The 24,122-nt window shown below is 57.5% G+C and carries 23 protein-coding genes; 15 read left to right on the forward strand and 8 right to left on the reverse strand.

Going from position 1 to position 24,122, the window contains the following annotated elements; genetic code table 11:
* Positions 1-125 precede the first annotated feature (125 nt).
* The gene (locus K7H21_RS01555; protein WP_154902607.1) at positions 126-1,346 is read left to right on the forward strand and encodes an MFS transporter; all 1,221 of its coding nucleotides are present in this window, start codon (positions 126-128) and stop codon (positions 1,344-1,346) included.
* Here the strand turns inward: K7H21_RS01555 and K7H21_RS01560 are convergent, their stop codons facing one another.
* Together K7H21_RS01560 and K7H21_RS01565 are read right to left on the reverse strand one after the other, a co-directional pair.
* Entirely contained in the window at positions 1,347-1,904 is a 558-nt protein-coding gene (locus tag K7H21_RS01560; protein ID WP_004126200.1) for a DcrB family lipoprotein, read from the reverse strand.
* A 73-nt stretch (positions 1,905-1,977) separates the two neighbouring features.
* Positions 1,978-2,643 carry a 7-cyano-7-deazaguanine/7-aminomethyl-7-deazaguanine transporter gene (locus K7H21_RS01565; protein WP_223035528.1) on the reverse strand — a complete coding sequence of 222 codons (666 nt, stop codon included), beginning with the start codon at positions 2,641-2,643 and terminating at the stop codon, positions 1,978-1,980.
* A gap of 291 nt (positions 2,644-2,934) precedes the next feature.
* Here K7H21_RS01565 and tusA point away from each other — a divergent pair, with 291 nt between their 5' ends.
* Positions 2,935-3,180, forward strand: a complete 246-nt coding sequence (gene tusA / locus K7H21_RS01570) for a sulfurtransferase TusA (protein ID WP_004106582.1) — start codon at positions 2,935-2,937, stop codon at positions 3,178-3,180.
* Positions 3,181-3,295: 115 nt separating this feature from the next.
* Here tusA and zntA read toward each other — a convergent pair whose 3' ends face one another.
* Together zntA and K7H21_RS01580 are read right to left on the reverse strand one after the other, a co-directional pair.
* Positions 3,296-5,500 carry a Zn(II)/Cd(II)/Pb(II) translocating P-type ATPase ZntA gene (gene zntA / locus K7H21_RS01575; protein WP_049122719.1) on the reverse strand — a complete coding sequence of 735 codons (2,205 nt, stop codon included), beginning with the start codon at positions 5,498-5,500 and terminating at the stop codon, positions 3,296-3,298.
* 78 nt (positions 5,501-5,578) lie between these two features.
* The gene (locus K7H21_RS01580) at positions 5,579-6,205 is read right to left on the reverse strand and encodes a lysoplasmalogenase (RefSeq protein WP_004126194.1); all 627 of its coding nucleotides are present in this window, start codon (positions 6,203-6,205) and stop codon (positions 5,579-5,581) included.
* Between the two features lie 142 nt (positions 6,206-6,347).
* On the opposite strand from K7H21_RS01580, the gene K7H21_RS01585 reads away from it, so the two are divergent.
* On the forward strand, positions 6,348-6,707 hold the full coding sequence (locus K7H21_RS01585; protein ID WP_004126192.1) for a DUF2500 domain-containing protein: 360 nt from the start codon (positions 6,348-6,350) through the stop codon (positions 6,705-6,707).
* A gap of 14 nt (positions 6,708-6,721) precedes the next feature.
* Here the strand turns inward: K7H21_RS01585 and K7H21_RS01590 are convergent, their stop codons facing one another.
* Together K7H21_RS01590 and rsmD are read right to left on the reverse strand one after the other, a co-directional pair.
* The gene (locus tag K7H21_RS01590; protein ID WP_004126191.1) at positions 6,722-7,000 is read right to left on the reverse strand and encodes a DUF1145 family protein; all 279 of its coding nucleotides are present in this window, start codon (positions 6,998-7,000) and stop codon (positions 6,722-6,724) included.
* Positions 6,990-7,586 carry a 16S rRNA (guanine(966)-N(2))-methyltransferase gene (rsmD, locus tag K7H21_RS01595; RefSeq protein WP_004126189.1) on the reverse strand — a complete coding sequence of 199 codons (597 nt, stop codon included), beginning with the start codon at positions 7,584-7,586 and terminating at the stop codon, positions 6,990-6,992. The genes K7H21_RS01590 and rsmD overlap by 11 nt, the downstream gene beginning before the upstream one ends.
* A 192-nt stretch (positions 7,587-7,778) precedes the next feature.
* Between rsmD and ftsY the strand changes: the two genes are divergently transcribed.
* From ftsY to rpoH, 4 genes are all read left to right on the forward strand, one after another.
* Positions 7,779-9,296 (forward strand): signal recognition particle-docking protein FtsY, encoded by a 1,518-nt coding sequence (ftsY, locus tag K7H21_RS01600; RefSeq protein WP_112165956.1) that lies wholly within the window; start codon positions 7,779-7,781, stop codon positions 9,294-9,296.
* A gap of 2 nt (positions 9,297-9,298) precedes the next feature.
* The gene (gene ftsE / locus K7H21_RS01605; RefSeq protein WP_004106557.1) at positions 9,299-9,967 is read left to right on the forward strand and encodes a cell division ATP-binding protein FtsE; all 669 of its coding nucleotides are present in this window, start codon (positions 9,299-9,301) and stop codon (positions 9,965-9,967) included.
* Complete coding sequence (ftsX, locus tag K7H21_RS01610) at positions 9,960-11,018, forward strand: permease-like cell division protein FtsX (RefSeq protein ID WP_032742212.1); 1,059 nt, start codon at positions 9,960-9,962, stop codon at positions 11,016-11,018. The genes ftsE and ftsX overlap by 8 nt, the downstream gene beginning before the upstream one ends.
* Before the next feature lie 256 nt (positions 11,019-11,274).
* The gene (gene rpoH, locus K7H21_RS01615; RefSeq protein WP_004106554.1) at positions 11,275-12,129 is read left to right on the forward strand and encodes an RNA polymerase sigma factor RpoH; all 855 of its coding nucleotides are present in this window, start codon (positions 11,275-11,277) and stop codon (positions 12,127-12,129) included.
* Positions 12,130-12,161: 32 nt separating this feature from the next.
* Here the strand turns inward: rpoH and pdxR are convergent, their stop codons facing one another.
* A complete protein-coding gene (gene pdxR / locus K7H21_RS01620; protein WP_049112323.1) occupies positions 12,162-13,676 on the reverse strand; it encodes a MocR-like pyridoxine biosynthesis transcription factor PdxR in 1,515 nt (504 codons plus the stop codon).
* A gap of 117 nt (positions 13,677-13,793) precedes the next feature.
* On the opposite strand from pdxR, the gene K7H21_RS01625 reads away from it, so the two are divergent.
* From K7H21_RS01625 to K7H21_RS01635, 3 genes are all read left to right on the forward strand, one after another.
* Positions 13,794-15,059 carry a 4-aminobutyrate--2-oxoglutarate transaminase gene (locus K7H21_RS01625; RefSeq protein ID WP_004126179.1) on the forward strand — a complete coding sequence of 422 codons (1,266 nt, stop codon included), beginning with the start codon at positions 13,794-13,796 and terminating at the stop codon, positions 15,057-15,059.
* A 149-nt stretch (positions 15,060-15,208) separates the two neighbouring features.
* Entirely contained in the window at positions 15,209-16,453 is a 1,245-nt protein-coding gene (locus K7H21_RS01630) for an aromatic amino acid transport family protein (protein ID WP_004126177.1), read from the forward strand.
* A gap of 256 nt (positions 16,454-16,709) precedes the next feature.
* The gene (locus K7H21_RS01635; RefSeq protein ID WP_087828580.1) at positions 16,710-17,813 is read left to right on the forward strand and encodes a branched-chain amino acid ABC transporter substrate-binding protein; all 1,104 of its coding nucleotides are present in this window, start codon (positions 16,710-16,712) and stop codon (positions 17,811-17,813) included.
* A gap of 631 nt (positions 17,814-18,444) precedes the next feature.
* Here K7H21_RS01635 and panM read toward each other — a convergent pair.
* Positions 18,445-18,831: an aspartate 1-decarboxylase autocleavage activator PanM gene (gene panM, locus K7H21_RS01640; protein ID WP_004126174.1), complete on the reverse strand. Its 387-nt coding sequence runs from the start codon at positions 18,829-18,831 to the stop codon at positions 18,445-18,447.
* A 420-nt stretch (positions 18,832-19,251) separates the two neighbouring features.
* On the opposite strand from panM, the gene livK reads away from it, so the two are divergent.
* From livK to livF, 5 genes are read left to right on the forward strand one after another with little or no spacing between them, the layout of a single operon-like run.
* Positions 19,252-20,361 (forward strand): high-affinity branched-chain amino acid ABC transporter substrate-binding protein LivK, encoded by a 1,110-nt coding sequence (gene livK / locus K7H21_RS01645; protein ID WP_223035529.1) that lies wholly within the window; start codon positions 19,252-19,254, stop codon positions 20,359-20,361.
* A gap of 60 nt (positions 20,362-20,421) precedes the next feature.
* Positions 20,422-21,348, forward strand: a complete 927-nt coding sequence (gene livH / locus K7H21_RS01650; protein WP_004106541.1) for a high-affinity branched-chain amino acid ABC transporter permease LivH — start codon at positions 20,422-20,424, stop codon at positions 21,346-21,348.
* Positions 21,345-22,625, forward strand: coding sequence for a branched chain amino acid ABC transporter permease LivM (gene livM, locus K7H21_RS01655; RefSeq protein ID WP_004126168.1), 1,281 nt, complete (start codon positions 21,345-21,347; stop codon positions 22,623-22,625). Before livH ends, livM begins: the two co-directional genes overlap by 4 nt.
* Positions 22,622-23,389, forward strand: a complete 768-nt coding sequence (gene livG, locus K7H21_RS01660; RefSeq protein WP_004126165.1) for a high-affinity branched-chain amino acid ABC transporter ATP-binding protein LivG — start codon at positions 22,622-22,624, stop codon at positions 23,387-23,389. Before livM ends, livG begins: the two co-directional genes overlap by 4 nt.
* Before the next feature lies 1 nt (position 23,390).
* Positions 23,391-24,104: a high-affinity branched-chain amino acid ABC transporter ATP-binding protein LivF gene (livF, locus tag K7H21_RS01665; RefSeq protein WP_004126158.1), complete on the forward strand. Its 714-nt coding sequence runs from the start codon at positions 23,391-23,393 to the stop codon at positions 24,102-24,104.
* The last annotated feature ends 18 nt before the right edge of the window (positions 24,105-24,122 follow it).

Here is a 24,122-nt window from a genome sequence, read left to right on the forward strand (position 1 = left end):
CGCCTGGTGGGATAGACTCTAAGTGTAGCGGCTGGCTTGCTGCCAGGAATCCTAATCTGGCTGCTGATTTATAACGTGTGGCGTGGTAGAAATGAAACACAGTTGTAAAAATCTGGTGGAACCCGATGCCCGAAACCGTCGCTGAACCGGCGCTCAATGGATTGCGCCTCAATCTGCGGATTGTCTCTGTCGTGATGTTTAACTTTGCCAGCTATCTGACCATTGGCCTGCCGCTGGCGGTATTGCCCGGCTACGTTCATGATGTGATGGGGTTTAGTGCCTTTTGGGCCGGGCTGGTGATTAGCCTCCAGTACTTCGCTACGCTGCTCAGCCGCCCGCACGCCGGGCGTTACGCCGACCAGCTGGGGCCAAAAAAGATCGTCATTTTCGGCCTGTGCGGCTGCTTTTTGAGCGGACTCGGCTATCTGCTGGCGGCGCTCTTCGGCGGTTTGCCCGTGGTTAGCCTGGCGCTGCTGTGCCTTGGGCGCATAATTCTCGGCATCGGGCAGAGCTTCGCGGGAACCGGCTCCACGCTGTGGGGCGTCGGGGTAGTCGGTTCGCTGCATATCGGGCGGGTTATCTCCTGGAACGGCATTGTCACTTACGGGGCGATGGCGATGGGTGCGCCGCTCGGCGTGCTCTGTTACTCGCTGATGGGCCTGCACGGGCTGGCGTTGACTATTATGGCGGTCGCGCTGGTGGCGGTGCTGTGCGCGTTGCCGCGGGCAGCGGTGAAAGCGGGCAGGGGTAAAGCGATGTCGTTTCGCGCGGTGCTGGGGCGCGTCTGGCTCTACGGCATGGCGCTGGCCCTGGCTTCGGCGGGTTTTGGCGTTATCGCCACCTTTATCACCCTGTTTTATGATGCTAAAGGCTGGGACGGTGCCGCCTTCGCCCTGACGCTGTTTAGCTGCGCCTTTGTCGGCACCCGGCTGTTGTTCCCCAACGGAATTAACCGCCTCGGCGGGCTGAACGTGGCGATGATCTGTTTTGTCGTCGAGATTATTGGGCTGCTGTTAGTAGGCCTGGCGGAGACGCCGCTGCTGGCGAAAGTCGGCACCTTCTTTGCCGGAGCCGGTTTTTCGCTGGTGTTCCCGGCGCTTGGCGTGGTGGCGGTGAAGGCCGTGCCGCAGCAGAACCAGGGGGCGGCGCTGGCAACCTATACGGTATTTATGGATCTCTCGCTGGGGATCACCGGTCCGCTTGCCGGGCTGCTGATGGCGTGGGCGGGCATTTCATCGATCTATCTGGCGGCGGCGGGGCTGGTCGCGGCGGCGCTGCTGCTGGGATGGCGGTTAAAAAAACGGCCCCCGGTCGCTGAACCGGAGGCCGCGGCGTCAGGCCAGTAGTTACTGGATGACGAGGGTGTTGATAATGTTTTCCGCTTCGGTCTGCGCCTGCTGCTGATTATCCGCTGGCAGCGTGATCTGTAGCGTCAGCAGTTTGTCATCAACCTTACCGAGCAGGACGGAAGACCAGGCGGTCTGGCCCTTGGCGGAGATGATGCTGTCCAGCTGTTGCAGGGTGTGGCCTTTGATCTCAATGGATTTATTGCTCACCACCTGCAGCTGCGGGTCGCGGCTGCGCTGCTGCTCTTCCAGACGCTGGCTCATGACGGCCAGATCTTCATTGGTGCTGTCGCCAACAATCACGATCACCGCTTTCTGGCCGGTAGCGTCAGAATAGACGTGCATATTGTTGGCCTGGGTGCCCAGCTTGCCGCTCTGGTCGGTCATACCGGCTGGCAGGGAGAAGCTCAGTTTGCCATCCAGCAGACTAATAGGTTGCCCGCTGGCGTTGCTTTCCGCAGCCGCCCCGGCAGTCGGCGTTTTTGTATCGCTGTTATCACAGGCCGCAAGACCCACAACCAGCAGGCCAATACCGACATATTTAACCAAATTGCGCATTGACATCTTCCTTTCGATAAACGGCCACTAACGGCTCATTCGCTTATCTTATCACATCGTTTCACGAGTACTCTTAACCTGGCTGCAATGCGGATAAATCAGATTTATCTGCCAGCTTTTTCAGCAGCATATTCAACAACATGCCGTACATCGGCAGGAAGAATACGATGCTAATCAGCACCTTGAAGCAGTAGTCGACGATGGCGATTTCACCCCAGTGCGCCGCCATAAACGGATCCGGGCTGCGCCAGAAGGCGATAAAGAAGAAGGCCAGCGTATCGCTGACGTTACCGAAAAGAGTGGATGCCGTGGGCGCTAGCCACCAGCGGCGGTTCTGACGCAAGCGGTTGAAGACGTGGACGTCGAGGATCTGCCCCAGCGCGTAGGCCATAAAGCTGGCGGCGGCGATACGGGCGACAAACAGATTAAAGCTGGTTAATGCGGCAAAGCCCTGCCACTCGCCCATATAGAACAGCGCGGAAACCCCGTAGGAGATGAGCAGCGCCGGAATCATCACCGCGAGGATAATGCGTCGCGCCAGCGGAGCGCCGAAAATCCGCGCCGTCAGGTCGGTGGCGAGGAAAATAAACGGAAAGCTGAACGCGCCCCAGGTGGTATGAAAACCAAAGATGGAGATCGGCAGCTGCACCAGATAGTTACTGGAAGTGATGACCAGCAGATGGAAAAGCGATAGCCAGATCAGCGCTTTTTTACGCTGTACGGTAGTAAACGGACTCATATTGTGACCTTTTTATGCCCGTTATTCTTCAAGCTGCAGATGCGTTAACTTTCCTCGCTCATCCCAGTCACTTACTGATGTAAGCTGCTGGAAATTCGCTGCGTCGTCGCCTTTCTGCAACTCGAATGATTTAGGGCCAGAGAGTTGGGGTGAGGGAACCCAATAAAAACGGCTGCATGATACTGCGTTGCGAGCGTATTGCAATGGTTGTTTTTCGCGCAAACGTTAACCTGGCTTGCGTACTGGCGAACTGGGGGTAAACTAGGGCCGTTTTGTTAATGTGAGATGAAAATGAGCGAACTATTCTCCAGCCCTGATCATACGCTTGATGCGCAGGGGCTTCGTTGCCCGGAACCGGTGATGATGGTGCGTAAGACTGTGCGTACCATGCCGGTGGGCGAGACGCTGCTAATCGTGGCCGACGATCCGGCGACGACCCGCGATATTCCCGGTTTCTGCCGCTTTATGGAGCATGAACTGCTGGCGCAGGAAACCGAGGCGCTGCCGTACCGCTATTTGATCCGTAAAAGCCACTGATCCGCTTCAGGTTTCCCCGGATTGCGGCTGGCGCCTGATCCGGGCTACAACAAACCAGACCGCACTAACCTGTAGCCCGGGCCAGGCGCGTCAAGCGCCGTCCCGGGACTCGCCCTTACTTCTTACGTAACAGCCGCAGCGCGTTAGCGGTGACCAGCACCGTCGCCCCGGTATCCGCCAGCACCGCCAGCCACAGGCCGGTCAGTCCAAGCAGGGTGGTGACGAGGAAAATCCCCTTCAGACCCAGCGCGATAGCGATGTTCTGCCGGATATTGGCGTGGGTGGCGCGCGCTAGCGAAATCATTTGCGCCAGCCCGGTCAGGCGGTTATGGGTCAATGCCGCATCAGCGGTCTCCAGGGCGACGTCGGTGCCGCTGCCCATGGCGATGCCAATCGTCGCCGCTTTCATCGCCGGCGCATCGTTGATTCCGTCGCCGACCATGGCCAGCGGCGACTCGGCGTTGAGCGCGATCACCGCCTGTACTTTATCCGCAGGCAGCAGCCCGGCGCGGAACGCCAGCCCCAGTTCGCTGGCGATGGCCGCCGCCGCGCGCGGATTGTCGCCGGTCAGTATGACTCCCTGAACGCCTAACTGATGGAGCTCATCCACCGCCTGGCGGGCATCGTCGCGCAGCGTATCGCGCAGCGCCAGAATCCCCAGCAGCGTCTCATCGCGCATCACCAGCACCACGGTTTGTCCGGCGCTCTCCAACTGTTGAATACGTTCATCGTACTGCGGATCGTTATTTTTCCCGGCGGCGCAAATCAGCACCTGACGACCTTCGACCTGCGCCTCAATGCCGGAGCCGGCCAGCGCGCGCTGGCCGCTGGCCAGCGGAATCACCAACTGACGCTGCTCCGCCTCACGTACGACGGCCTGGGCTAACGGGTGGCTGGAGCCTTGCTCCACGGCGGCCGCCAGCGCCAGCAGATCGTTTTCGCCAATGTTCGCGGTCGCCATCACGGCGGTGACGCGCGGCTGGCCTATAGTCAAGGTGCCGGTTTTATCAAACGCCACCTGGCGCACGCGGCCCAGTTGCTCCAGCGCCGCGCCGCCTTTAATCAGCGCGCCGCGACGCGCCGCCACCGCCAGCCCTGAGGTAATCGCCGCCGGGGTGGAGATCACCAGCGCGCACGGACAGCCAATCAGCAGCAGCGTTAAACCTTTATAGATCCACGGCAGCCATGCGCCAGCAAACAGCAGCGGCGGAACAAGGGCTACCAGCAGCGCGACGACCATAATCGCCGGGGTATAGATGCGGCTGAAGCGATCGATAAAGCGCTCAATCGGCGCGCGGCGCTCCTCCGCTTCTTCAATCAGCTTAAGAATGCGATCGATGGCGCTGTCGCCCGGTTCGGAGAGCACCGTCAGCTGTACCAGACGATCGACGCTGGTGGCGCCGGCCGCTACGCGTTCCCCGGCGTTACGCTCCACCGGTACGGATTCACCGGTTAGCGCGCTCTCATCGAAGCTGGCGAAGGGCGAGAGCAACTGGCCATCGGCGGGCAGACGGCCCCCGGCGGCCACTTCAATCACGTCGCCGGGGCGCAGGTCGCGCTGGGCTACGGTTTCGCGTACGCCGTCTCGCACGCGGATTGCCGTGTCGGGTTTCAGCGCCATCAACGCGCTGACGCCTTGACGCGCGCGGCTGGCGGCCCAACCCTCAAGGCGTTCGCCGATTAAGAACAGCAGTAGCACCATCGCCGCTTCGGCGGTGGCGCCGATAAACAGCGCACCGATGGCGGCGACGCTCATCAGGGTTTCGATGGCGAACCAGCTTCCGCTTTTGATCAGGCGTATTGCTTGCCGGGCGACCGGCCATAGGCCGACAAGGGTGGTTGCGATGAAGGCGATTTCGCCCAGAGGAGGGTTAAACTGCTCCAGCCCCCAGCTGAGGGCCATCATTGCGACCAGGGTGATGAGCGGCAGATTCTCGCGCAGCCACGAGGTGGAGTCCTCTGTCCGGGGCGCGTTTTCATCCCGCAGCTGATAGCCCGCGGCGCGCACGGCGCTTTCGATCTGCGGACCAACGTCGCCCTCGGCGTTGACCAGCAGCTTTTCGGTGGCGAACAGCACCTGAACCTGGCTTACTCCCGGCACCTGGCGAACGGCGGTTTCAACCTTGCGGGCGCAGGCCGCGCAATCCATGCCTTCTACCAGCCAGCTAAAGCGAGCGTGACTGAACGCGTCGTTTTCAGCGGCGGTTTCGCTGCTGCAGGCGTGGTCCGCGCAGCAGCTTTCCGCAGGCTGTGCGGCAGGGGTAAATTTTAACGATGAGAATTGTGGGACTTTTTTATCCTGCGATTCTGGAGCCGACATAGGACCCTCCGGGTAATGATAATTTTCTCATTACCCGCAGGATACACTCTGGAGTCGACTCCAGAGTCAAGCGCTTAATTACAAATAGAGTGCGCGGACGATCAGGAAGTGCCCGGCGAAGTAAAACGCCGAGGAGATCGCGTTGTCAGCGCGGAAGCGGCGGCGATAATGGCTGATGAGCCAGACCGCGTTGCCGAGCAGCAGGAACGCGGCGCCAACGAAACCGGACAGCGCGGTGTCCGTCGGGCGAGCGAACCACAGCTCGCCAGCCAGCCAGACCATCACCAGCGTCATCGCGATAAAGGTAAACACCGGCATTCGCATCTCTTCCAGGCGCGTCCAGATGATGGCCAGCAGCAGCGCGCCGAGGATCAGCAGCACCAGCGGCAGCGGCCAGAAGAACGATAGCGTCAGCTGGCTGGCAAACCAGATGGTGTAGAGCAGATGGGAGAGAAAGAACGCCCCCACGGCGTACATCACCCGCTGCCGGGGCAGTAGGGTCAAGGCGTCGCCGACCAGCGAAGCGCAAAGCCCGGCCAGCACCAGATAGCTGATGGCGTTAAACATCGGCGCTTGCCAGGCCAGTAACAGAAGCAGGATCAGCGTGACGGGTTTAAATACCCAGCGACGCCAGGCTGGCCCACGATAGGACGCATCGACGTAAAGCCATGCGGAGAAACAGACAGCAATAAATGACCAAAGCATAGTAAGTCCCTGTATCTGTTATCATTAAGTAAGTGATTGTACTTACAGTACTGAATCTCAGTGTAGTGGTTTGCAGAGGAAGATGACAATGATAATCAAGCCACAGTATGCTTATTCCTGATAATTCCTGGGGGCAAGGTGAATGAGTAAGGTTCCGCTGTTTTTTATGGTTGCCGTTGCCATCATTGCGGTTGCCGCGTCGTATCGCTATGCGCAGCAGCGCCGCGAAAAAATGGAGAATGACGCCGCGCCGCTGTTGCAAAAACGGGTGGTGGTGAGCAATAAGCGGGAGAAGGTGATTAACGATCGCCGTTCGCGCCAGCAGACGGTGACGCCTGCCGGCAGCGAGATGCGTTATGAAGCCAGCTTCAGGCCGGAAAGCGGCGGAATGGAAATGGTTTTTCGTCTGCAGGCGCCGCAGTATCATGCGTTAAGCGTCGGCGATAAAGGCGTCCTGAGCTATAAAGGTTCGCGGTTTATGGGCTTTGCGCCAGATCCCTGAACCTTTTCCCGGCGTTACTTCTTCTTCAGGGTCGCCTTGAGTTTTTTCTGCCAGGCGACCAGTTCGAACACGCCGAAGATGAAAATACGGACCTGTTCGAAACGCCCCAGCGGCGGCATCTCTTTCGTCTGCGTCGCCTTGAGCAGCGTCAGCTGCAGGCCGTGCATCAGAATCATAAAGATTAGCGCCACGTTAACGAAGATATTCAGTGGCTTTGGGAACGGTTGAAACAGATTCAGCAATAAAAACGCCCACACGCACAGCATCAGCAAGCGGCCAAAATTAATCAGCATGGTTTTCTCCTTGGGCCTCACGTTGATAGAGACGGTAGGCGACCTGTCCGGCCACTTTTTCACGATAGACGTGCCAGTTCTCCGGCACCGGCGGTAAGCCGTTTTCGACTTCACTCTCGATGTAGATGAGCGCTTCATCGCTAAGCCAGCCGTTGTTTTCCAGCAGTTTCAGCGTCTCTTCAAGCAGCCCCTTACGAAACGGGGGATCGACAAACACAATATTGTGCGGTGCGCCCGCCTGAGCGAGAAACGCTAAAGTATTGGTGTTCACGACCTTAGCGTTGCTGGCTTTGAGGGTCGCCAGGTTTTTTTGCAGCTGCTGCGCGACGCCGCGCTCCATTTCCAGCAGCGTGGCGTTGGCCGCATAGCGGGAGAGGGCTTCAAGGCCCAGCGCGCCGCTGCCGGCGAAGCAGTCGAGGCAGTTAGCGTCAACGATCGACGGCGCCAGCCAGTTAAATAGCGTTTCGCGTACCCGGTCGGTGGTCGGGCGCAGACCCGGGCTCTCCGGCACCGGTAATTTACGGCCCCGCCATTGCCCGCCGATAATACGGATCTGGCCGCTGCCTGCGTGGTTTGGTTTCTTCATCTCTTTGCTCAAGTCTCAACTTCCGGGCTGCTATTCTAACGATCGGCAGCGGTTGACGAAACCTTAATCCGGGGGCGGTGATGCGAGTTAAGTTAAGTGGTAGACTATCCGACTAATTTCATCATTTTTCAGCTTCCGCTGCCAACAGGCCGAAGCTGTGCCATGAATTAACAGCGAGGAGTGTAGTCGCAAATGGCGAAAGACAAAAAACGTGGCTTCTTTTCCTGGCTGGGCTTTGGCCAAAAAGAACAGGCGCAGGAAAGCGAAACAGAACAAAAAGTAGAAGCCCAGCAAGAGGTTGCAGAACCGTCTGCGGAAAGTGAAGCGCCTGTCGCTGCGCCGGAAACGGTCGACGCGCCTGCGACGGAGAAACCGGACGCCGAAGCCTTTGCCGCCGAGGTGGTTGAGGTGACCGAGCAGGTCGTGGAGAGCGAACAACCGCAGGCGGTTGTCGAATCCCCGGTCGTTGAAGCAGTTGCGGAGCAGCCTGCGGTTGAAGAAATTGTCGCTGAGCCGCTGATTGAAGAGGTCATTGCCGAGCCGGTAGCGGCTGAAGCCGTCGCTGAACAGACGCCGGAAGCGGTCATTACCGAACCGGAAACAGCAGTTATTGAAGAAACCGCCGTTGACCAGCCGGAACCAGACGAAACGGCAGAAGAGGCTGAGGCCGATATCACCGATGAAGAGCTGGAAGCGCAGGCTATGGCGGCGGCCGATGCGGCAGAAAACGCTAAGGAAGTGGTGCCGGACGAAACCGTCGTGACGCCGTTAGAGCAGGAAAAACCGACCAAAGAAGGTTTCTTCGCCCGCCTCAAACGCAGCCTGGTAAAAACCAAACAAAACCTCGGTTCCGGATTTATCAGTCTGTTCCGCGGTAAGAAAATCGACGATGATCTGTTTGAAGAGCTGGAAGAGCAGCTGCTGATTGCCGACGTCGGCGTGGAAACCACGCGTAAGATCATCACTAATCTGACCAACGACGCCAGCCGTAAGCAGCTGCGCGACGCCGAGGCGCTGTACGGTCTGCTGAAAGAAGAGATGGGCGATATTCTGGCGAAAGTGGATGAGCCGCTGAACGTTGAAGGCAAAACGCCGTTTGTGATTCTGATGGTCGGCGTCAACGGCGTCGGTAAAACCACCACCATCGGTAAGCTGGCGCGTCAGTTCGAGCAGCAGGGCAAGTCGGTGATGCTGGCGGCGGGCGATACTTTCCGCGCGGCGGCGGTAGAGCAGCTTCAGGTTTGGGGGCAGCGTAACCATATTCCGGTGATTGCCCAGCATACCGGCGCGGACTCGGCATCGGTCATTTTCGATGCCATCCAGGCGGCGAAGGCGCGCAATATTGACGTCCTGATTGCCGATACTGCGGGCCGTCTGCAGAATAAATCGCACCTGATGGAAGAACTGAAGAAGATTGTCCGCGTCATGAAAAAACTCGATGTCGATGCGCCGCATGAAGTTATGCTGACCATTGACGCCAGCACCGGGCAGAACGCGATTAGCCAGGCCAAACTGTTCCACGAAGCGGTTGGACTGACCGGTATCACCTTGACTAAGCTGGATGGTACCGCCAAGGGCGGGGTTATCTTCTCGGTTGCCGATCAGTTCGGTATTCCGATTCGCTACATCGGTGTTGGCGAACGTATTGAAGATCTGCGTCCGTTTAATGCGGGCGACTTTATTGAGGCACTTTTTGCCCGAGAGGATTAAAAATGATTCGCTTTGAACAAGTCAGCAAAGCCTATCTCGGTGGGAGACAAGCGCTGCAGGGGGTGACTTTCCACCTGCAGGCGGGCGAGATGGCGTTTCTGACCGGCCATTCCGGCGCGGGGAAAAGTACCCTGCTGAAGCTTATCTGCGGTATCGAACGGCCCAGCGCCGGCAAAATCCTCTTCGGCGGCCATGATATCAGCCGCCTGAAGAGCCGCGAGGTGCCGTTTTTGCGCCGTCAGATTGGCATGATTTTCCAGGACCATCATCTGCTGATGGACCGTACCGTTTACGATAATGTGGCGATCCCGCTGATTATCGCCGGCGCCAGTGGCGATGATATCCGTCGTCGCGTCTCGGCGGCGCTGGATAAAGTCGGGCTGCTGGACAAAGCGAAAAACCTGCCGATTCAGCTTTCAGGCGGTGAACAACAGCGCGTGGGCATCGCCCGCGCGGTGGTCAATAAACCCGCGGTCCTGCTGGCGGATGAACCGACCGGTAACCTCGATGAGGCGCTGTCGGAAGGGATCTTACGTCTGTTTGAAGAGTTTAACCGCGTTGGGGTGACGGTGCTGATGGCGACGCATGACCTGGGGCTTATATCCAGTCGTCCGTACCGCGTCCTGTCCCTCAGCGAGGGGCATATGCATGGAGGCCACATCGGTGAATAAGCGCGAGGCAATGAACCACATTCGCCGATTCGGCAATCGATTCGACCGTTTCCGCAATGCGGGCGGGGCGGGTGGTAGCGGCGGACGCAATGGGTCGAAGCGGCCAAAAGCCGCGCCGAATCCGGCTTCCCGTAAGAGCAACGTATTCAATGAGCAGGTGCGCTACGCCTGGCACGGCGCGGTACAGGATCTGAAAAGTACGCCGCTGGCGACGTTCCTGACGGTGATGGTGATCGCCATTTCGTTGACCCTGCCGAGCGTGTGCTACATGGTCTACAAAAACGTCAGCACCGCAGCGTCGCAGTATTACCCCACGCCGCAAATCACCGTTTATCTGGAAAAAACGCTGGATGACGATGCGGCTGCCCGGGTAGTCGGCCAGCTGCAGGCGGAGCAGGGCGTCGAGAAGGTTAACTATCTGTCGCGCGATGAAGCCCTTGGCGAATTCCGCAACTGGTCTGGCTTTGGCGGCGCGCTGGATATGCTGGAAGAGAACCCGCTGCCGGCGGTAGCGATCGTGGTGCCGAAGATTGATTTCCAGAGCGTTGAGGCGCTGAACACGCTGCGCGACCGCGTGAGCCACGTTCAGGGCGTTGATGAAGTGCGTATGGATGACAGCTGGTTTGCGCGCCTCTCGTCGCTCACCGGGCTGGTCGGACGCGTGTCGGCGATGATCGGCGTACTGATGGTGGCGGCGGTCTTCCTGGTGATCGGCAACAGCGTACGTCTGAGCATCTTCGCCCGTCGCGATACCATTAACGTGCAGAAACTGATTGGCGCGACCGACGGCTTCATTCTGCGTCCGTTCCTTTACGGCGGAGCGCTGCTGGGGTTCTCCGGCGCGTTTCTGTCGCTGATCTTGTCGGAAATTATGGTCATGCGCCTGTCGTCGGCGGTTACCGAAGTGGCGAAAGTCTTCGGCACGCAGTTTGAACTCAGCGGCTTAGGCTTTGACGAGTGCCTGCTGATGCTGATTGTTTGCTCGATGATTGGCTGGGTCGCCGCCTGGCTGGCAACCGTTCAACATTTACGTCACTTTACTCCCGAGTAGTAAAAATCTGGTATAATCTTTCCCTGCACTGAATATCTCTCTGCAGGGAAAGAGTCCCTGTCGACGCTTCCCTAAACTTCATGACCATGTCACATTTTGTGCGTAATCTATTCACATCATTGCATGGAACTTGTGGATAAAATCACTGTCTGATACTAATGTGAGTGATATTCTCGTTGCTCATCAATGCTGGCATGTTTGTTGCTCCGTTGTGAGGACAGAATGATGCCAGAAGATATCGATTGAGAGGATTTGAATGACCAAAGATATGCAAACTTTAGCCTTAGCCCCCGTTGGTAACCTGGAATCGTACATCCGGGCTGCTAACACTTGGCCGATGTTATCGGCTGATGAAGAGCGGGAGCTTGCTGAAAAGCTGCATTACCAGGGCGATCTGGAAGCAGCGAAAAAGCTGATCCTGTCTCACCTGCGCTTTGTTGTTCATATTGCTCGTAACTACTCGGGCTATGGCCTGCCGCAGGCAGATCTGATTCAGGAAGGCAACATTGGCCTGATGAAAGCCGTGCGCCGTTTTAACCCGGAAGTGGGCGTGCGTCTGGTTTCCTTCGCCGTGCACTGGATCAAAGCGGAAATTCATGAATACGTGCTGCGTAACTGGCGTATCGTGAAGGTCGCGACCACGAAAGCACAGCGTAAATTGTTCTTTAACCTGCGTAAAACCAAGCAGCGTCTGGGCTGGTTTAATCAGGATGAAGTCGAAATGGTTGCCCGCGAGCTGGGCGTGTCGAGCAAAGACGTGCGTGAGATGGAGTCACGTATGGCGGCGCAGGACATGACCTTTGACATGTCTTCGGATGATGAGTCCGATAGCCAGCCGATGGCGCCGGTACTCTATCTGCAGGATAAAACGTCTAACTTTGCCGACGGCATCGAAGACGATAACTGGGAAGAGCAGGCGGCGAACAAGCTGACCGACGCGATGCAGGGTCTTGACGAACGTAGCCAGGACATCATCCGCGCCCGCTGGTTGGACGAAGACAACAAGTCCACGCTGCAGGAGCTGGCAGACCGCTACGGCGTGTCGGCTGAACGTGTGCGCCAGCTTGAAAAGAACGCCATGAAAAAACTGCGCGCCGCTATCGAAGCCTAATCTGAGCGCCAGTCCCCCGATAACGCCCCACATTACGTTGGGGCGTTTTGTTTTTCTGCCTCCGCCAGCGCCTGTGGGCAGTGCATTTTCAGACACTCAAGCAGGATGTTGAACGCCGGCTCCATCTGCGTTTCCGGCTGCGAAGCAAAGCCCATCAACAGCCCTTTCTTGCGTTGCGTTGTCAGGTAATAGCGTGACAGCGGACGCACTAAGATATTGCGCGCGTTGGCGTCGCGGGCAATCGCCACGTCATCCGCCTCATCCGGCAAATTCAGTATTAGATGCAGTCCGGCATTATCGCTGAAGTCCGACAGCGCGTGCGGCCCGCAGTGCCGCTGAATCAGCTCGGTCAAAAAGACGCGGCGGCGGCTGTAGAGCAGGCGCATGCGGCGAATATGCGCCGAGTAATGACCGGCGTTGATAAATTCCGCCAGCGCCAGCTGGATAAGCGAATGGCCGCCGCGATAGAGCTCGGCATGGGCGTTTTTGAGTTCAGCCGCCAACGGTCGAGGTAGCACGACGTAGCCAAGCCGCAGTCCCGGGTAGAGCGTTTTACTGAACGTACCGACGTAGACCACCGGCGCTTCGGGGACTAAGCCCTGTAGCGCCGGGATCGGCTGGCCGGAAAAGCGAAACTCGCTGTCGTAATCATCTTCCACAATCCAGCTGTCGTGCTGATGGGCTAGCGTAAGCAGGCGCTGTCGGCGCTCAAGGCTCATTACCGCGCCGAGGGGATACTGATGGGATGGCGTAACGAAGATCAGCCGCGGGGCTTCGGCTATGCTTTCGGGCGGGCACAGGCCGCTGGCATCAACCACCACGGGCTCGGCCCGCACTTCATTCATCGCCAGCACATGGCGAATGCCCCAGTAGGACGGTTCCTCCACCCAGGCGAGATCGCCGCGGTCGCACAGCATGCGGGTAATCAGGTCGATCGCCTGGTGGATCCCTTCGGTGATAAGAATTTGATCTGCCTGACACTGAACGCCGCGCGCTACTCTCAGATAGTCCACCAATGCGTGCTGTAGCTCGGCCGTTCCGCCGTTACAGCTGTAGCTGAGCTGTTCCGGTTTTGGACGGCGGCTGATACGCGCCTGGATTTTACTGAACAGCGGATGGGGAAACGCGTTGACGTCCGGTACGCCGGGGATAAACGCCCCCCACTGACGCGGGCTGGCGCTGACCTGTCCCAGCAGATGCTGGCCGCGCCTGGAGATAGGCGCGCTGGCTGCGGGCGCCGGGCTGCTTTCACTGGCGCTGCTGGCGGGAAGGAACATATCGGGCAGCGTTTTCGCGACGAATGTTCCGCTGCCGCGGCGGGATACGACGTACCCCTCGGCCAGCAATTGTTCGTAAACTGTTAAAATTGTGTTACGAGACATTCTCAGCTCCCCCGCCAGATCCCGCGACGGCGGCAGGCGACTATGGGGCGGTAGAGAACCATCCAGAATGGCGTGGCGAATCGCCTTGTAAAGGCGCTTGTGCAGGAGCGGATCGGTTTCTTTCTGCAATCTGACCAGCACCATGTCTGCGATGAGCGAACGCAATTGGATCCCTCAGATAATCTGAATTGGTACTCGATTATAGGGCCAAATCCTGTGTAAATAAACGACATAGTTTCGGATTTGTTGCGATAACGTGACACACATGACAGGAGATTCCCGGTGAAAAGTTCAGAACTGAATCAGCGTCGCCAGCAGGCGACTCCGCGCGGTGTAGGGGTAATGTGCAGCTACTTTGTTGAGAAAGCAGAGAACGCTACGCTGTGGGATATTGAAGGGAATGAGGTGATTGATTTCGCCGCCGGCATTGCGGTGCTGAATACCGGCCATCGGCACCCTAAAATCATTGCCGCCGTTGAACAGCAGCTGCAGGCCTTTACCCATACTGCTTATCAGATTGTCCCGTACGAAAGCTACGTCACGCTGGCCGAGCGGATTAACGAGCTGGCGCCGATTGACGGTCAGGCAAAAACGGCGTTCTTTACCACCGGGGCGGAAGCGGTTGAAAACGCGGTGAAAATTGCGCGCGCTTATACTGGTCGTCCGGGTCTGATTACCTTTGGCGGCGGATTCCACGGCCGTACTTTCATGACCATGGCGCTGACCGGCAAAGTGGCGCCTTATAAGATTGGTTTCGGCCCGTTCCCGGGCTCGGTTTATCACGCCGTCTACCCTAATGCTGCCCATGGCATTACCACCGCTGACGCGATGAAAAGCCTGGATCGTATTTTTAAAGCCGATATCGCGGCCGACCAGGTGGCGGCGATTGTTCTGGAGCCGATTCAGGGCGAAGGCGGCTTTAACGTCGCCCCGCCTGAGTTTATGCAGGCTCTGCGCGCGCTGTGCGATACCCACGGCATTCTGCTGATTGCCGATGAAGTACAAACCGGCTTTGCACGCACCGGCAAGCTGTTTGCGATGCAGCACTATGATGTGAAACCTGACCTGATGACGATGGCTAAAAGTCTGGCCGGCGGTTTCCCGCTCTCCGGCGTGGTCGGTCGCGCGGAGGTGATGGATGCACCTGCGCCGGGCGGCCTGGGCGGTACCTATGCCGGTAACCCACTGGCGGTCGCGGCTGCGCATGCGGTGCTGGACGTGATTGAAGAAGAGCAGCTGTGCCAGCGCGCTGAGCGCTTAGGCAGTCATCTGAAAGAGGTGCTGAATCAGGCACGTCAAAGCTGCCCGGCCATTGCGGACGTACGCGGCCAGGGGTCGATGGTGGCGGTGGAGTTTAACGATCCGCAAACCGGCGAGCCGTCGCCGGAGATCACTCGTCAAATCCAGCAAAAAGCCCAGGAGAACGGACTGCTGCTGCTAAGCTGCGGCGTCTACGGCAACGTCATTCGCTTCCTCTATCCGTTAACGATTCCGGATGCGCAGTTTACGAAGGCGCTGGATATTTTGGCCCGCGTGCTGAAGGGCTAGTCAGTCTTACATCCATCTGCGGCGGTAGGGAAGCCCAACAGAAACAGGAAGCCGCAGTCTGGTTATTCATGCTCAGCGTGAGTGGTATTTCACCCTGATATCACCTTTTTTCCGGCAGCGCATGTTGCCGGAATAAAACGGAAAATATTATGTCTGACAACTCCACCTTTTCTTCGGTTCTGACGAGCCGGGAACGTACCGCTGTACCTGCAAAATCCCTCAGTTTCATCGAAGGCGTGTCGATGATCGTCGGCACCAATATCGGTGCTGGGGTGCTATCCATCGCCTATGCCTCAAGCAAAGCGGGCTTTCTGCCGCTGCTGTTTTGGCTCGTTGTTGTCGGTAGCCTGACGACTATTACCATGCTCTATGTCGCAGAGTCGACGCTGCGTACCCGCAAGCATTTACAGCTCAGCGGCCTGTCGCAGCGCTATGTTGGCCGCTTCGGGGCATTGATGATGTTCCTCTCCGTTTGCGTCAACAGCGTCGGCGCGCTGACGGCTTATATGACCGGCAGCGGTAAACTCCTGCATTCGTTATTCGGCATCTCGCCTGCCCTGGGCAGCGCACTGTTTTTTATTCCGGCGGCCGGGGTGCTTTATCTTGGCCTGAAGGCGATTGGCCGGGGTGAGAAATTCATCAGTATCGGCATGGTCGTTATGATAACCATTTTGGTTGCCGCGACGTTGCTGAAAGAAACCGCGAGCGTGAGTTATTTACTTGAAGGTAACTGGCTGTATATGGTGCCAGTGTTTAATGTGGTCGCGTTCTGCTTCTCCGCGCAGTATATCGTGCCGGAAATGGCGCGCGGTTTCGCCGATAAACCGGAGAAACTGCCGAAGGCCATTATGGTGGGGATGGTGTTAACCTTTTGCCTGCTGGCCCTGGTCCCGCTCTCGGTGATTGCATTAAGCGGGCTGGATAATATTTCTGATGTGGCGACCATTTCATGGGGAAGGGCGCTCGGCGAGTGGGCCTTCTTCTCGGCAAACCTCTTTGCGCTCTGCGCGATGCTGACCTCCTATTGGGGACTGGGTGGAAGCTTCCTGACCAATATCTTCGATCAGTTTCGCCTGGGCAACGACGAGCAGCCGTTCAAACGCTTTAAGGTGCTGCTCGTGGTCGCCGTGCCGCCTTTTATTCTGGCCTACAGCGGGATGGTGTCCTTCGTGAACGCGCTCTATTTTGCCGGGGTATTTAGCGGGGTGATTTTGTCCATCATGCCGATCCTGATCCTGAAAGGTTCACGGCGGCAGGGGGATATCACTCCCGGTTGGACCTGCCCGGCGCTGATAACGCACCCATTCATCCAGATCTTCATCGTATTGCTCTATCTTTGCAGCGCCGTCTACGCCATCGCTTCTGCCTTTGGCTATCTGCCCGCGGGCTGGTAGTCGCGTTGCTCATGCCACCGCGTTCGGTTTATTCCGGCGCGGGTTTTTATTTGTCACTTATCTGTTACATACTCCGCAATTTTATCGTTTCCAATTCTCCTGAATGACGGTATGTTTAGCATAGTGTGCTGCAAAAGCGCAGGCAGCAGACCCTAATCTAACTATCATATGCTTTTCTTATGTGTCTAATTAGAATAATGCGCTAACAAACAACATCACAACAAATGCAAAAACCATAATAATGGGGAGCCTCAGGATGAATATGAAGGGTAAAGCGTTACTGGCAGGATGTATTGCCTTAATCATGAGCGGTACGGCAATGGCCGAAGATATCAAAGTCGCCGTCGTTGGCGCGATGTCCGGTCCGGTAGCGCAGTACGGCGATCAGGAATTTACTGGCGCTGAGCAGGCCATTGCCGATATCAACGCCAAAGGCGGCATCAAAGGTAATAAGCTGCAGATGGTAAAATACGACGACGCCTGTGACCCGAAACAAGCGGTTGCCGTCGCTAACAAAGTGATTAACGACGGTATCAAATACGTTATCGGCCACCTGTGCTCTTCTTCCACCCAGCCGGCGTCTGATATCTATGAAGATGAAGGCGTGCTAATGATCACCCCGGCAGCAACCGCGCCGGAGCTGACGGCTCGCGGCTATCACCTGATTCTGCGCACTACCGGCCTGGACTCCGACCAGGGGCCAACCGCCGCCAAATATATTCTGGAAAAAGTGAAGCCGCAGCGCATCGCGATTGTCCACGACAAGCAGCAGTACGGCGAGGGTCTGGCCCGCGCGGTGCAGGACAACCTGAAGAAGGGCGGCGCCAACGTGGTGTTCTTTGACGGCATTACCGCCGGTGAGAAAGACTTCTCAACCCTGGTGGCGCGTCTGAAGAAAGAGAACATCGACTTCGTCTACTACGGCGGCTACCACCCGGAGATGGGGCAGATCCTGCGTCAGTCTCGCGCCGCTGGCCTGAAAACGCAGTTTATGGGACCGGAAGGGGTAGCGAACGTGTCCCTGTCTAATATCGCGGGCGCTTCTGCGGAAGGTATGCTGGTGACCAAGCCGAAAAACTACGACCAGGTTCCGGCTAACAAACCCATCGTAGATGCGATCAAAGCGAAGAAACAGGATCCAAGCGGCGCGTTCGTGTGGACCACCTATGCCGCGCTGCAGTCGCTGGAAGCAGGTCTGAATCAGTCTGACGATCCGGCAGAAATCGCCAAATATCTGAAAGGGGCAACGGTTGAGACCGTGATGGGGCCGCTCACCTGGAACGAGAAGGGCGATCTGAAGGGCTTCGAGTTCGGCGTGTTTACCTGGCATGCTAATGGTACGGCGACCGACGCCAAATAATTTAACCTGCGCCTTTCACGCCGCAGATGCGTTGTCTGCGCCCCTCAACCCCGGTCACTTACTGATGTAAGCTCCCGGGGAATTCGGGTCTTGACGCCTTCCTGCAACGCGAAATGCTGGGTTAAATGAAAGGGTCTTTCACGCCGCAGATGCGTTGTCTGCGCCCCTCAACCCCGGTCACTTACTGATGTAAGCTCCCGGGGATTTCGGGTCTTGACGCCTTCCTGCAACGCGAAATGCTGGGTTAAATGAAAGGGTCTTTCACGCCGCAGATGCGTTGTCTGCGCCCCTCAACCCCGGTCACTTACTGATGTAAGCTCCCGGGGATTTCGGGTCTTGACGCCTTTCTGCAACGCGAAATGCTGGGTTAAATCCGTTGATCCTTTCCTCTTCGCATAGGCGAGGATAAACGTAAAAGCAAAAAGGCAACGTAAGTTGCCTTTTTAGTCGATAGCCCGGGTAAGGCGTTACGCCGCAACCCGGGGAATGCGCCGGGGTTGATGCATTGGTGCGGTTTCTTCCCGGGTCACGCTGTGCTTACCCGGGTTACAGTCTGGTGCGGTCTGGTTTTTTGGAGCCCGGATAAGGCGTTCAGCCGCAATCCGGGAATGTTCGGCCTTCTTTCGCCGATTTATTGCTTTTTTACCCAACCGCCGGTTTGCGCGTTAAAGCCCAGCGCCTGCATAAACGCCGCCATCACGCCGCGGTCTTCCACGTCGGCATCCGCGATGCGCCAGCTGCCGATCTCTGGATTATCCCTTAGCACCTCTTCCACTAAATATTGTCCGACGCCGCGACGGCGGGTCACTTCACGCACGCACAGCGCGCCGAGCTCACCCTCAACGCCGTTCAGCGTTACGCGAACCGCTGCCAGCAGGCGCTCATTAAAGCGGGCGGCATAAATACGATGGTTCTCATCCAGCGCCAGCGCCGCGAGATCCTGCGACGGCCAGATTTTACCTAAGTCGATGCGATCCTGATCGCTGAAGTGCTGTAAACGAATAATGGTCAGTTTCATACGCGAGGGTCCAGTCAAAACAGAGTCGTTAGTGTATCCAAATTCCCTGCCAGGCGGAGCGCCGTTTTTTGCCTGTTCATCAGGGGATTCGTTTTCCTGGAAGGTGCTGGGTAGAGCAATTCATCATGGATCGAAAAATAAGCAGAATTTTAACCTGATATGTAGCGTTTTATTCCGCCTTATGTATCGTTATTTTATGCTGTTTACTGGACTTTTTTTGTTTATCTTCCGGTAAATACAGAATATTATCTTTGCTTAATCGCCTGAAAAATAGAGATTTTACTCTGTATTCAGGCAAAAAACCTCGCTAAACCATTAAAGATAATGGTAAAAGTAGCGTTGTTTAATAAAAGTACAGAATGCTTTTTAACCATAAAAATACAAAATATTTACACCACATCACGAACGGGGTTCTGCAGCATGAAAAGGAACGCGAAAACGGTTATCGCGGGGTTAGTCGCACTGGCGATGTCCCAGGCGGCTTTTGCCAAAGATATTAAGGTCGCCGTTGTTGGCGCGATGTCTGGCCCGGTAGCCCAGTGGGGCGATATGGAATTCAACGGCGCACGCCAGGCGATCAAAGATATTAACGCCCAGGGCGGCATCAAGGGCGATAAGCTGGTTGCCGTGGAGTACGATGACGCCTGCGACCCGAAACAGGCTGTTGCGGTGGCGAACAAAATCGTCAATGACGGCATTCAGTACGTTATCGGCCACCTGTGCTCTTCTTCCACTCAGCCGGCATCCGATATCTATGAAGATGAAGGCATTCTGATGATCTCCCCGGGTGCGACCAATCCGGAGCTGACCCAGCGCGGCTATCAATACATCATGCGTACCGCCGGTCTGGACTCTTCGCAGGGGCCGACCGCCGCAAAATACATCATGGAAAACGTCAAACCGCAGCGTATTGCTATCATTCATGATAAGCAGCAGTACGGCGAAGGTCTGGCGCGTTCTGTCCAGGAAAGCCTGAAAAAAGGCGGCGCGAATATCGTCTTCTTCGACGGCATTACCGCCGGCGAAAAAGACTTCTCCGCGCTGCTGGCGCGTCAGAAAAAAGAGAATATTGACTTCGTTTACTACGGCGGCTACTACCCGGAAATGGGCCAGATGCTGCGCCAGGCGCGCTCCGTGGGCCTGAAAACCGTGTTTATGGGCCCGGAAGGCGTGGGTAACGCGTCGCTGTCCAACATCGCGGGCGATGCGGCGGAAGGCATGCTGGTCACGATGCCGAAACGCTATGACCAGGACCCGGCCAACAGCGCTATCGTTGACGCGCTCAAAGCAGAGAAGAAAGACCCGAGCGGTCCGTATGTCTGGATCACCTACGCCGCCGTGCAGTCTCTGGCGCAGGCGATGGACCGGGCCGGAAGCCAGGCGCCGCTGGATTTAATCAAAGATCTGAAAGCTCACGGCGCGAAAACCGTGATTGGGCCGCTGAATTGGGACGAAAAAGGCGATTTGAAGGGATTTGAGTTTGGTGTCTTCCAGTGGCACGCGGACGGGTCATCCACCCTCGCGAAATAAGCCATAAGACAAGTTATCCCACCGCCCGCGCAAAGCGGGCGGGTAGAAAAAGGTTACCTTATGTCCGAGCAGTTTCTCTATTTTCTGCAGCAGATGTTTAACGGCGTCACGCTGGGAAGCACCTACGCGCTGATTGCCATCGGCTATACCATGGTTTACGGCATTATCGGCATGATCAACTTCGCCCACGGCGAGGTCTATATGATTGGCAGCTACGTCTCCTTCATGATCATTGCCGCCCTGATGATGATGGGCATTGATACCAGCTGGCTGCTGGTTGCCGCCGGATTCGTCGGCGCTATCGTCATTGCCAGCGCCTACGGCTGGAGTATCGAACGCGTGGCCTACCGGCCCGTGCGCAGCTCCAAACGCCTGATTGCGCTGATCTCCGCCATCGGGATGTCTATCTTCCTGCAAAACTACGTCAGCCTGACGGAAGGTTCGCGCGATGTCGCGCTACCAAGCCTGTTTAACGGCCAGTGGACGGTGGGCAGCAGCGACAATTTCTCCGCGACCATTACCACCATGCAGCTGGTTATCTGGGTAGTGACGTTTATCGCTATGCTGGCGCTGACGCTGTTCATCCGCTATTCCCGTATGGGGCGCGCCTGCCGCGCCTGCGCTGAAGACCTGAAAATGGCCAGCCTGCTCGGGATTAACACCGACCGCGTAATTGCGCTGACGTTTGTTATCGGCGCGGCAATGGCGGCGGTTGCCGGCGTTCTGCTCGGTCAGTTCTACGGCGTGATCAACCCGTACATCGGCTTTATGGCCGGGATGAAGGCCTTCACCGCCGCGGTTCTTGGCGGTATCGGCAGTATTCCTGGGGCGATGATCGGCGGGCTGATCCTCGGTATCGCCGAAGCGCTCTCTTCTGCCTATCTCAGCACGGAATATAAAGACGTGGTCTCCTTCGCGCTGCTGATCCTGGTTCTGCTGGTGATGCCTACCGGTATCCTGGGTCGTCCGGAGGTAGAAAAAGTATGAAACCGATGCATTTTGCGATGGCGCTGCTGTCCGCGGTGATGTTCTTTATCCTCGCGGGCGTCTTTATGGGCGTGCAGCTGGAGCTGGACGGCACCAAACTGGTGGTGGATACCGCCGCCGATATCCGCTGGCAGTGGATCTATATCGGTACCGCAGTGGTCTTCTTCTTCCAGTTGCTGCGTCCTGTTTTCCAGAAAACCATTAAGAACGTCTCTGGGCCGAAGTTTATTCTGCCGGCTATCGACGGTTCGACGGTAAAACAGAAGCTGTTTCTGATCGCCCTGCTGGTTATCGCCGTGGCGTGGCCGTTTATGGTGTCGCGCGGGACGGTGGATATCGCTACCCTGACGATGATCTATATCATCCTCGGCCTGGGACTCAACGTGGTGGTGGGGCTTTCCGGCCTGCTGGTGCTGGGCTACGGCGGTTTCTACGCCATCGGCGCCTATACCTTCGCGCTGCTGAACCACTATTACGGTCTGGGCTTCTGGACCTGCCTGCCGCTGGCGGGGCTGGTTTCGGCAGCGGCGGGCTTCCTGCTTGGCTTCCCGGTTCTGCGCCTGCGCGGCGACTATCTGGCGATTGTGACGCTCGGTTTCGGTGAAATCGTGCGCATCCTGCTGCTCAACAACACCGAAATAACCGGCGGTCCGAACGGTATCAGCCAGATCCCGAAACCGACGCTGTTCGGTCTTGAATTTAGCCGCAGCGCCCGCGAAGGCGGCTGGGATACGTTCAGCAATTTCTTCGGCGTGAAGTACGACCCCTCCGATCGCGTGATTTTCCTCTATCTGGTCGCTTTGCTGCTGGTGGTGTTAAGCCTGTTCGTGATTAACCGCCTGCTGCGGATGCCGCTGGGCCGCGCGTGGGAAGCGCTGCGCGAAGATGAGATCGCCTGTCGCTCGCTGGGCCTCAGCCCGACGCGCATCAAGCTGACCGCCTTTACCATCAGCGCCGCGTTTGCCGGTTTTGCCGGAACCCTGTTCGCCGCCCGTCAGGGCTTCGTCAGCCCGGAATCCTTTACCTTCGCCGAGTCGGCCTTTGTGCTGGCGATTGTGGTTCTCGGCGGTATGGGTTCGCAGTTCGCGGTGATCCTGGCGGCGGTTCTGCTGGTCGTCTCGCGCGAGCTGATGCGTGATTTCAATGAATACAGCATGCTGATGCTGGGTGCGCTGATGGTACTGATGATGATCTGGCGTCCGCAGGGGCTTCTGCCGATGACCCGTCCACAGCTGAAGCTGAAAAATGGGCAGGCCAAAGAAGGAGAGCAGGCATGAGTCAGCCATTATTATCCGTAAACGGTCTGATGATGCGTTTTGGCGGCCTGCTGGCGGTCAACAACGTGTCGCTGGAGCTGCGCGAGCGGGAAATCGTTTCGCTTATCGGCCCTAACGGCGCGGGCAAAACCACCGTCTTCAACTGCCTGACTGGTTTCTATAAGCCAACCGGCGGCACCATTATGCTGCGTGACCAGCATCTGGAAGGGTTGCCGGGGCAGCAGATCGCCCGCATGGGCGTCGTGCGAACTTTCCAGCACGTGCGTCTGTTCCGCGAAATGACGGTGATTGAAAACCTGCTGGTGGCGCAGCATCAGCAGTTGAAAACCGGGGTTTTCTCCGGCCTGCTGAAGACGCCATCCTTCCGCCGCGCCCAGAGCGAAGCGCTCGATCGCGCCGCGACCTGGCTTGAACGTATCGGCCTGCTTGAGCACGCCAACCGGCAGGCCAGCAACCTGGCCTACGGCGACCAGCGTCGTCTGGAGATTGCCCGCTGTATGGTGACTCAGCCGGAAATCCTGATGCTGGATGAACCGGCGGCGGGGCTGAACCCGAAAGAGACCAAAGAGCTGGACGAACTGATCGCCGAGCTGCGCAGCCATCACAACACCACTATCCTGCTGATTGAGCACGATATGAAGCTGGTGATGGGCATTTCCGACCGTATTTACGTGGTAAACCAGGGCACGCCGCTGGCCAACGGTACGCCGGAAGAGATCCGCAACAACCCGGATGTGATCCGCGCATACCTTGGTGAGGCATAAGATGGAAAAAGTGATGTTATCTTTTGACAACGTCAGCGCGCACTACGGCAAGATCCAGGCGCTGCACAACGTCAGCCTGCATATCAATCAGGGAGAGATTGTCACCCTGATTGGCGCGAACGGCGCGGGGAAAACCACCCTGTTGGGCACCCTGTGCGGCGACCCGCGCGCCTCCAGCGGACGCGTGGTGTTCGACGGTAAAGATATTACCGACTGGCAGACGGCGAAAATCATGCGCGAAGCGGTGGCGATTGTTCCGGAAGGGCGTCGCGTCTTCTCGCGGATGACGGTGGAAGAGAACCTGGCGATGGGCGGTTTCTTTGCCGACCGCGACCAGTTCCAGACCCGCATCAAGTGGGTCTATGAGCTGTTTCCGCGCCTGCATGAGCGTCGGGTTCAGCGGGCGGGCACCATGTCCGGCGGCGAGCAGCAGATGCTGGCCATCGGTCGCGCGCTGATGAGCCAGCCGCGCCTGCTGCTGCTGGATGAGCCTTCGCTCGGTCTGGCGCCGATCATCATTCAGCAAATCTTCGACACCATTGAACAGCTGCGCGAGCAGGGGATGACCATCTTCCTCGTCGAGCAGAACGCCAACCAGGCGCTGAAGCTGGCCGACCGCGGCTACGTGCTGGAAAACGGCCACGTGGTGCTGGAGGATACCGGCGACGCGCTGCTGGCTAACGAAGCGGTACGCAGCGCCTATCTGGGCGGTTAGTGAAGTCAAAACGCCCGG

The sequence above is a fragment of the Klebsiella sp. CTHL.F3a genome (genome assembly GCF_019890895.1).
Classification (GTDB): domain Bacteria; phylum Pseudomonadota; class Gammaproteobacteria; order Enterobacterales; family Enterobacteriaceae; genus Klebsiella; species Klebsiella grimontii.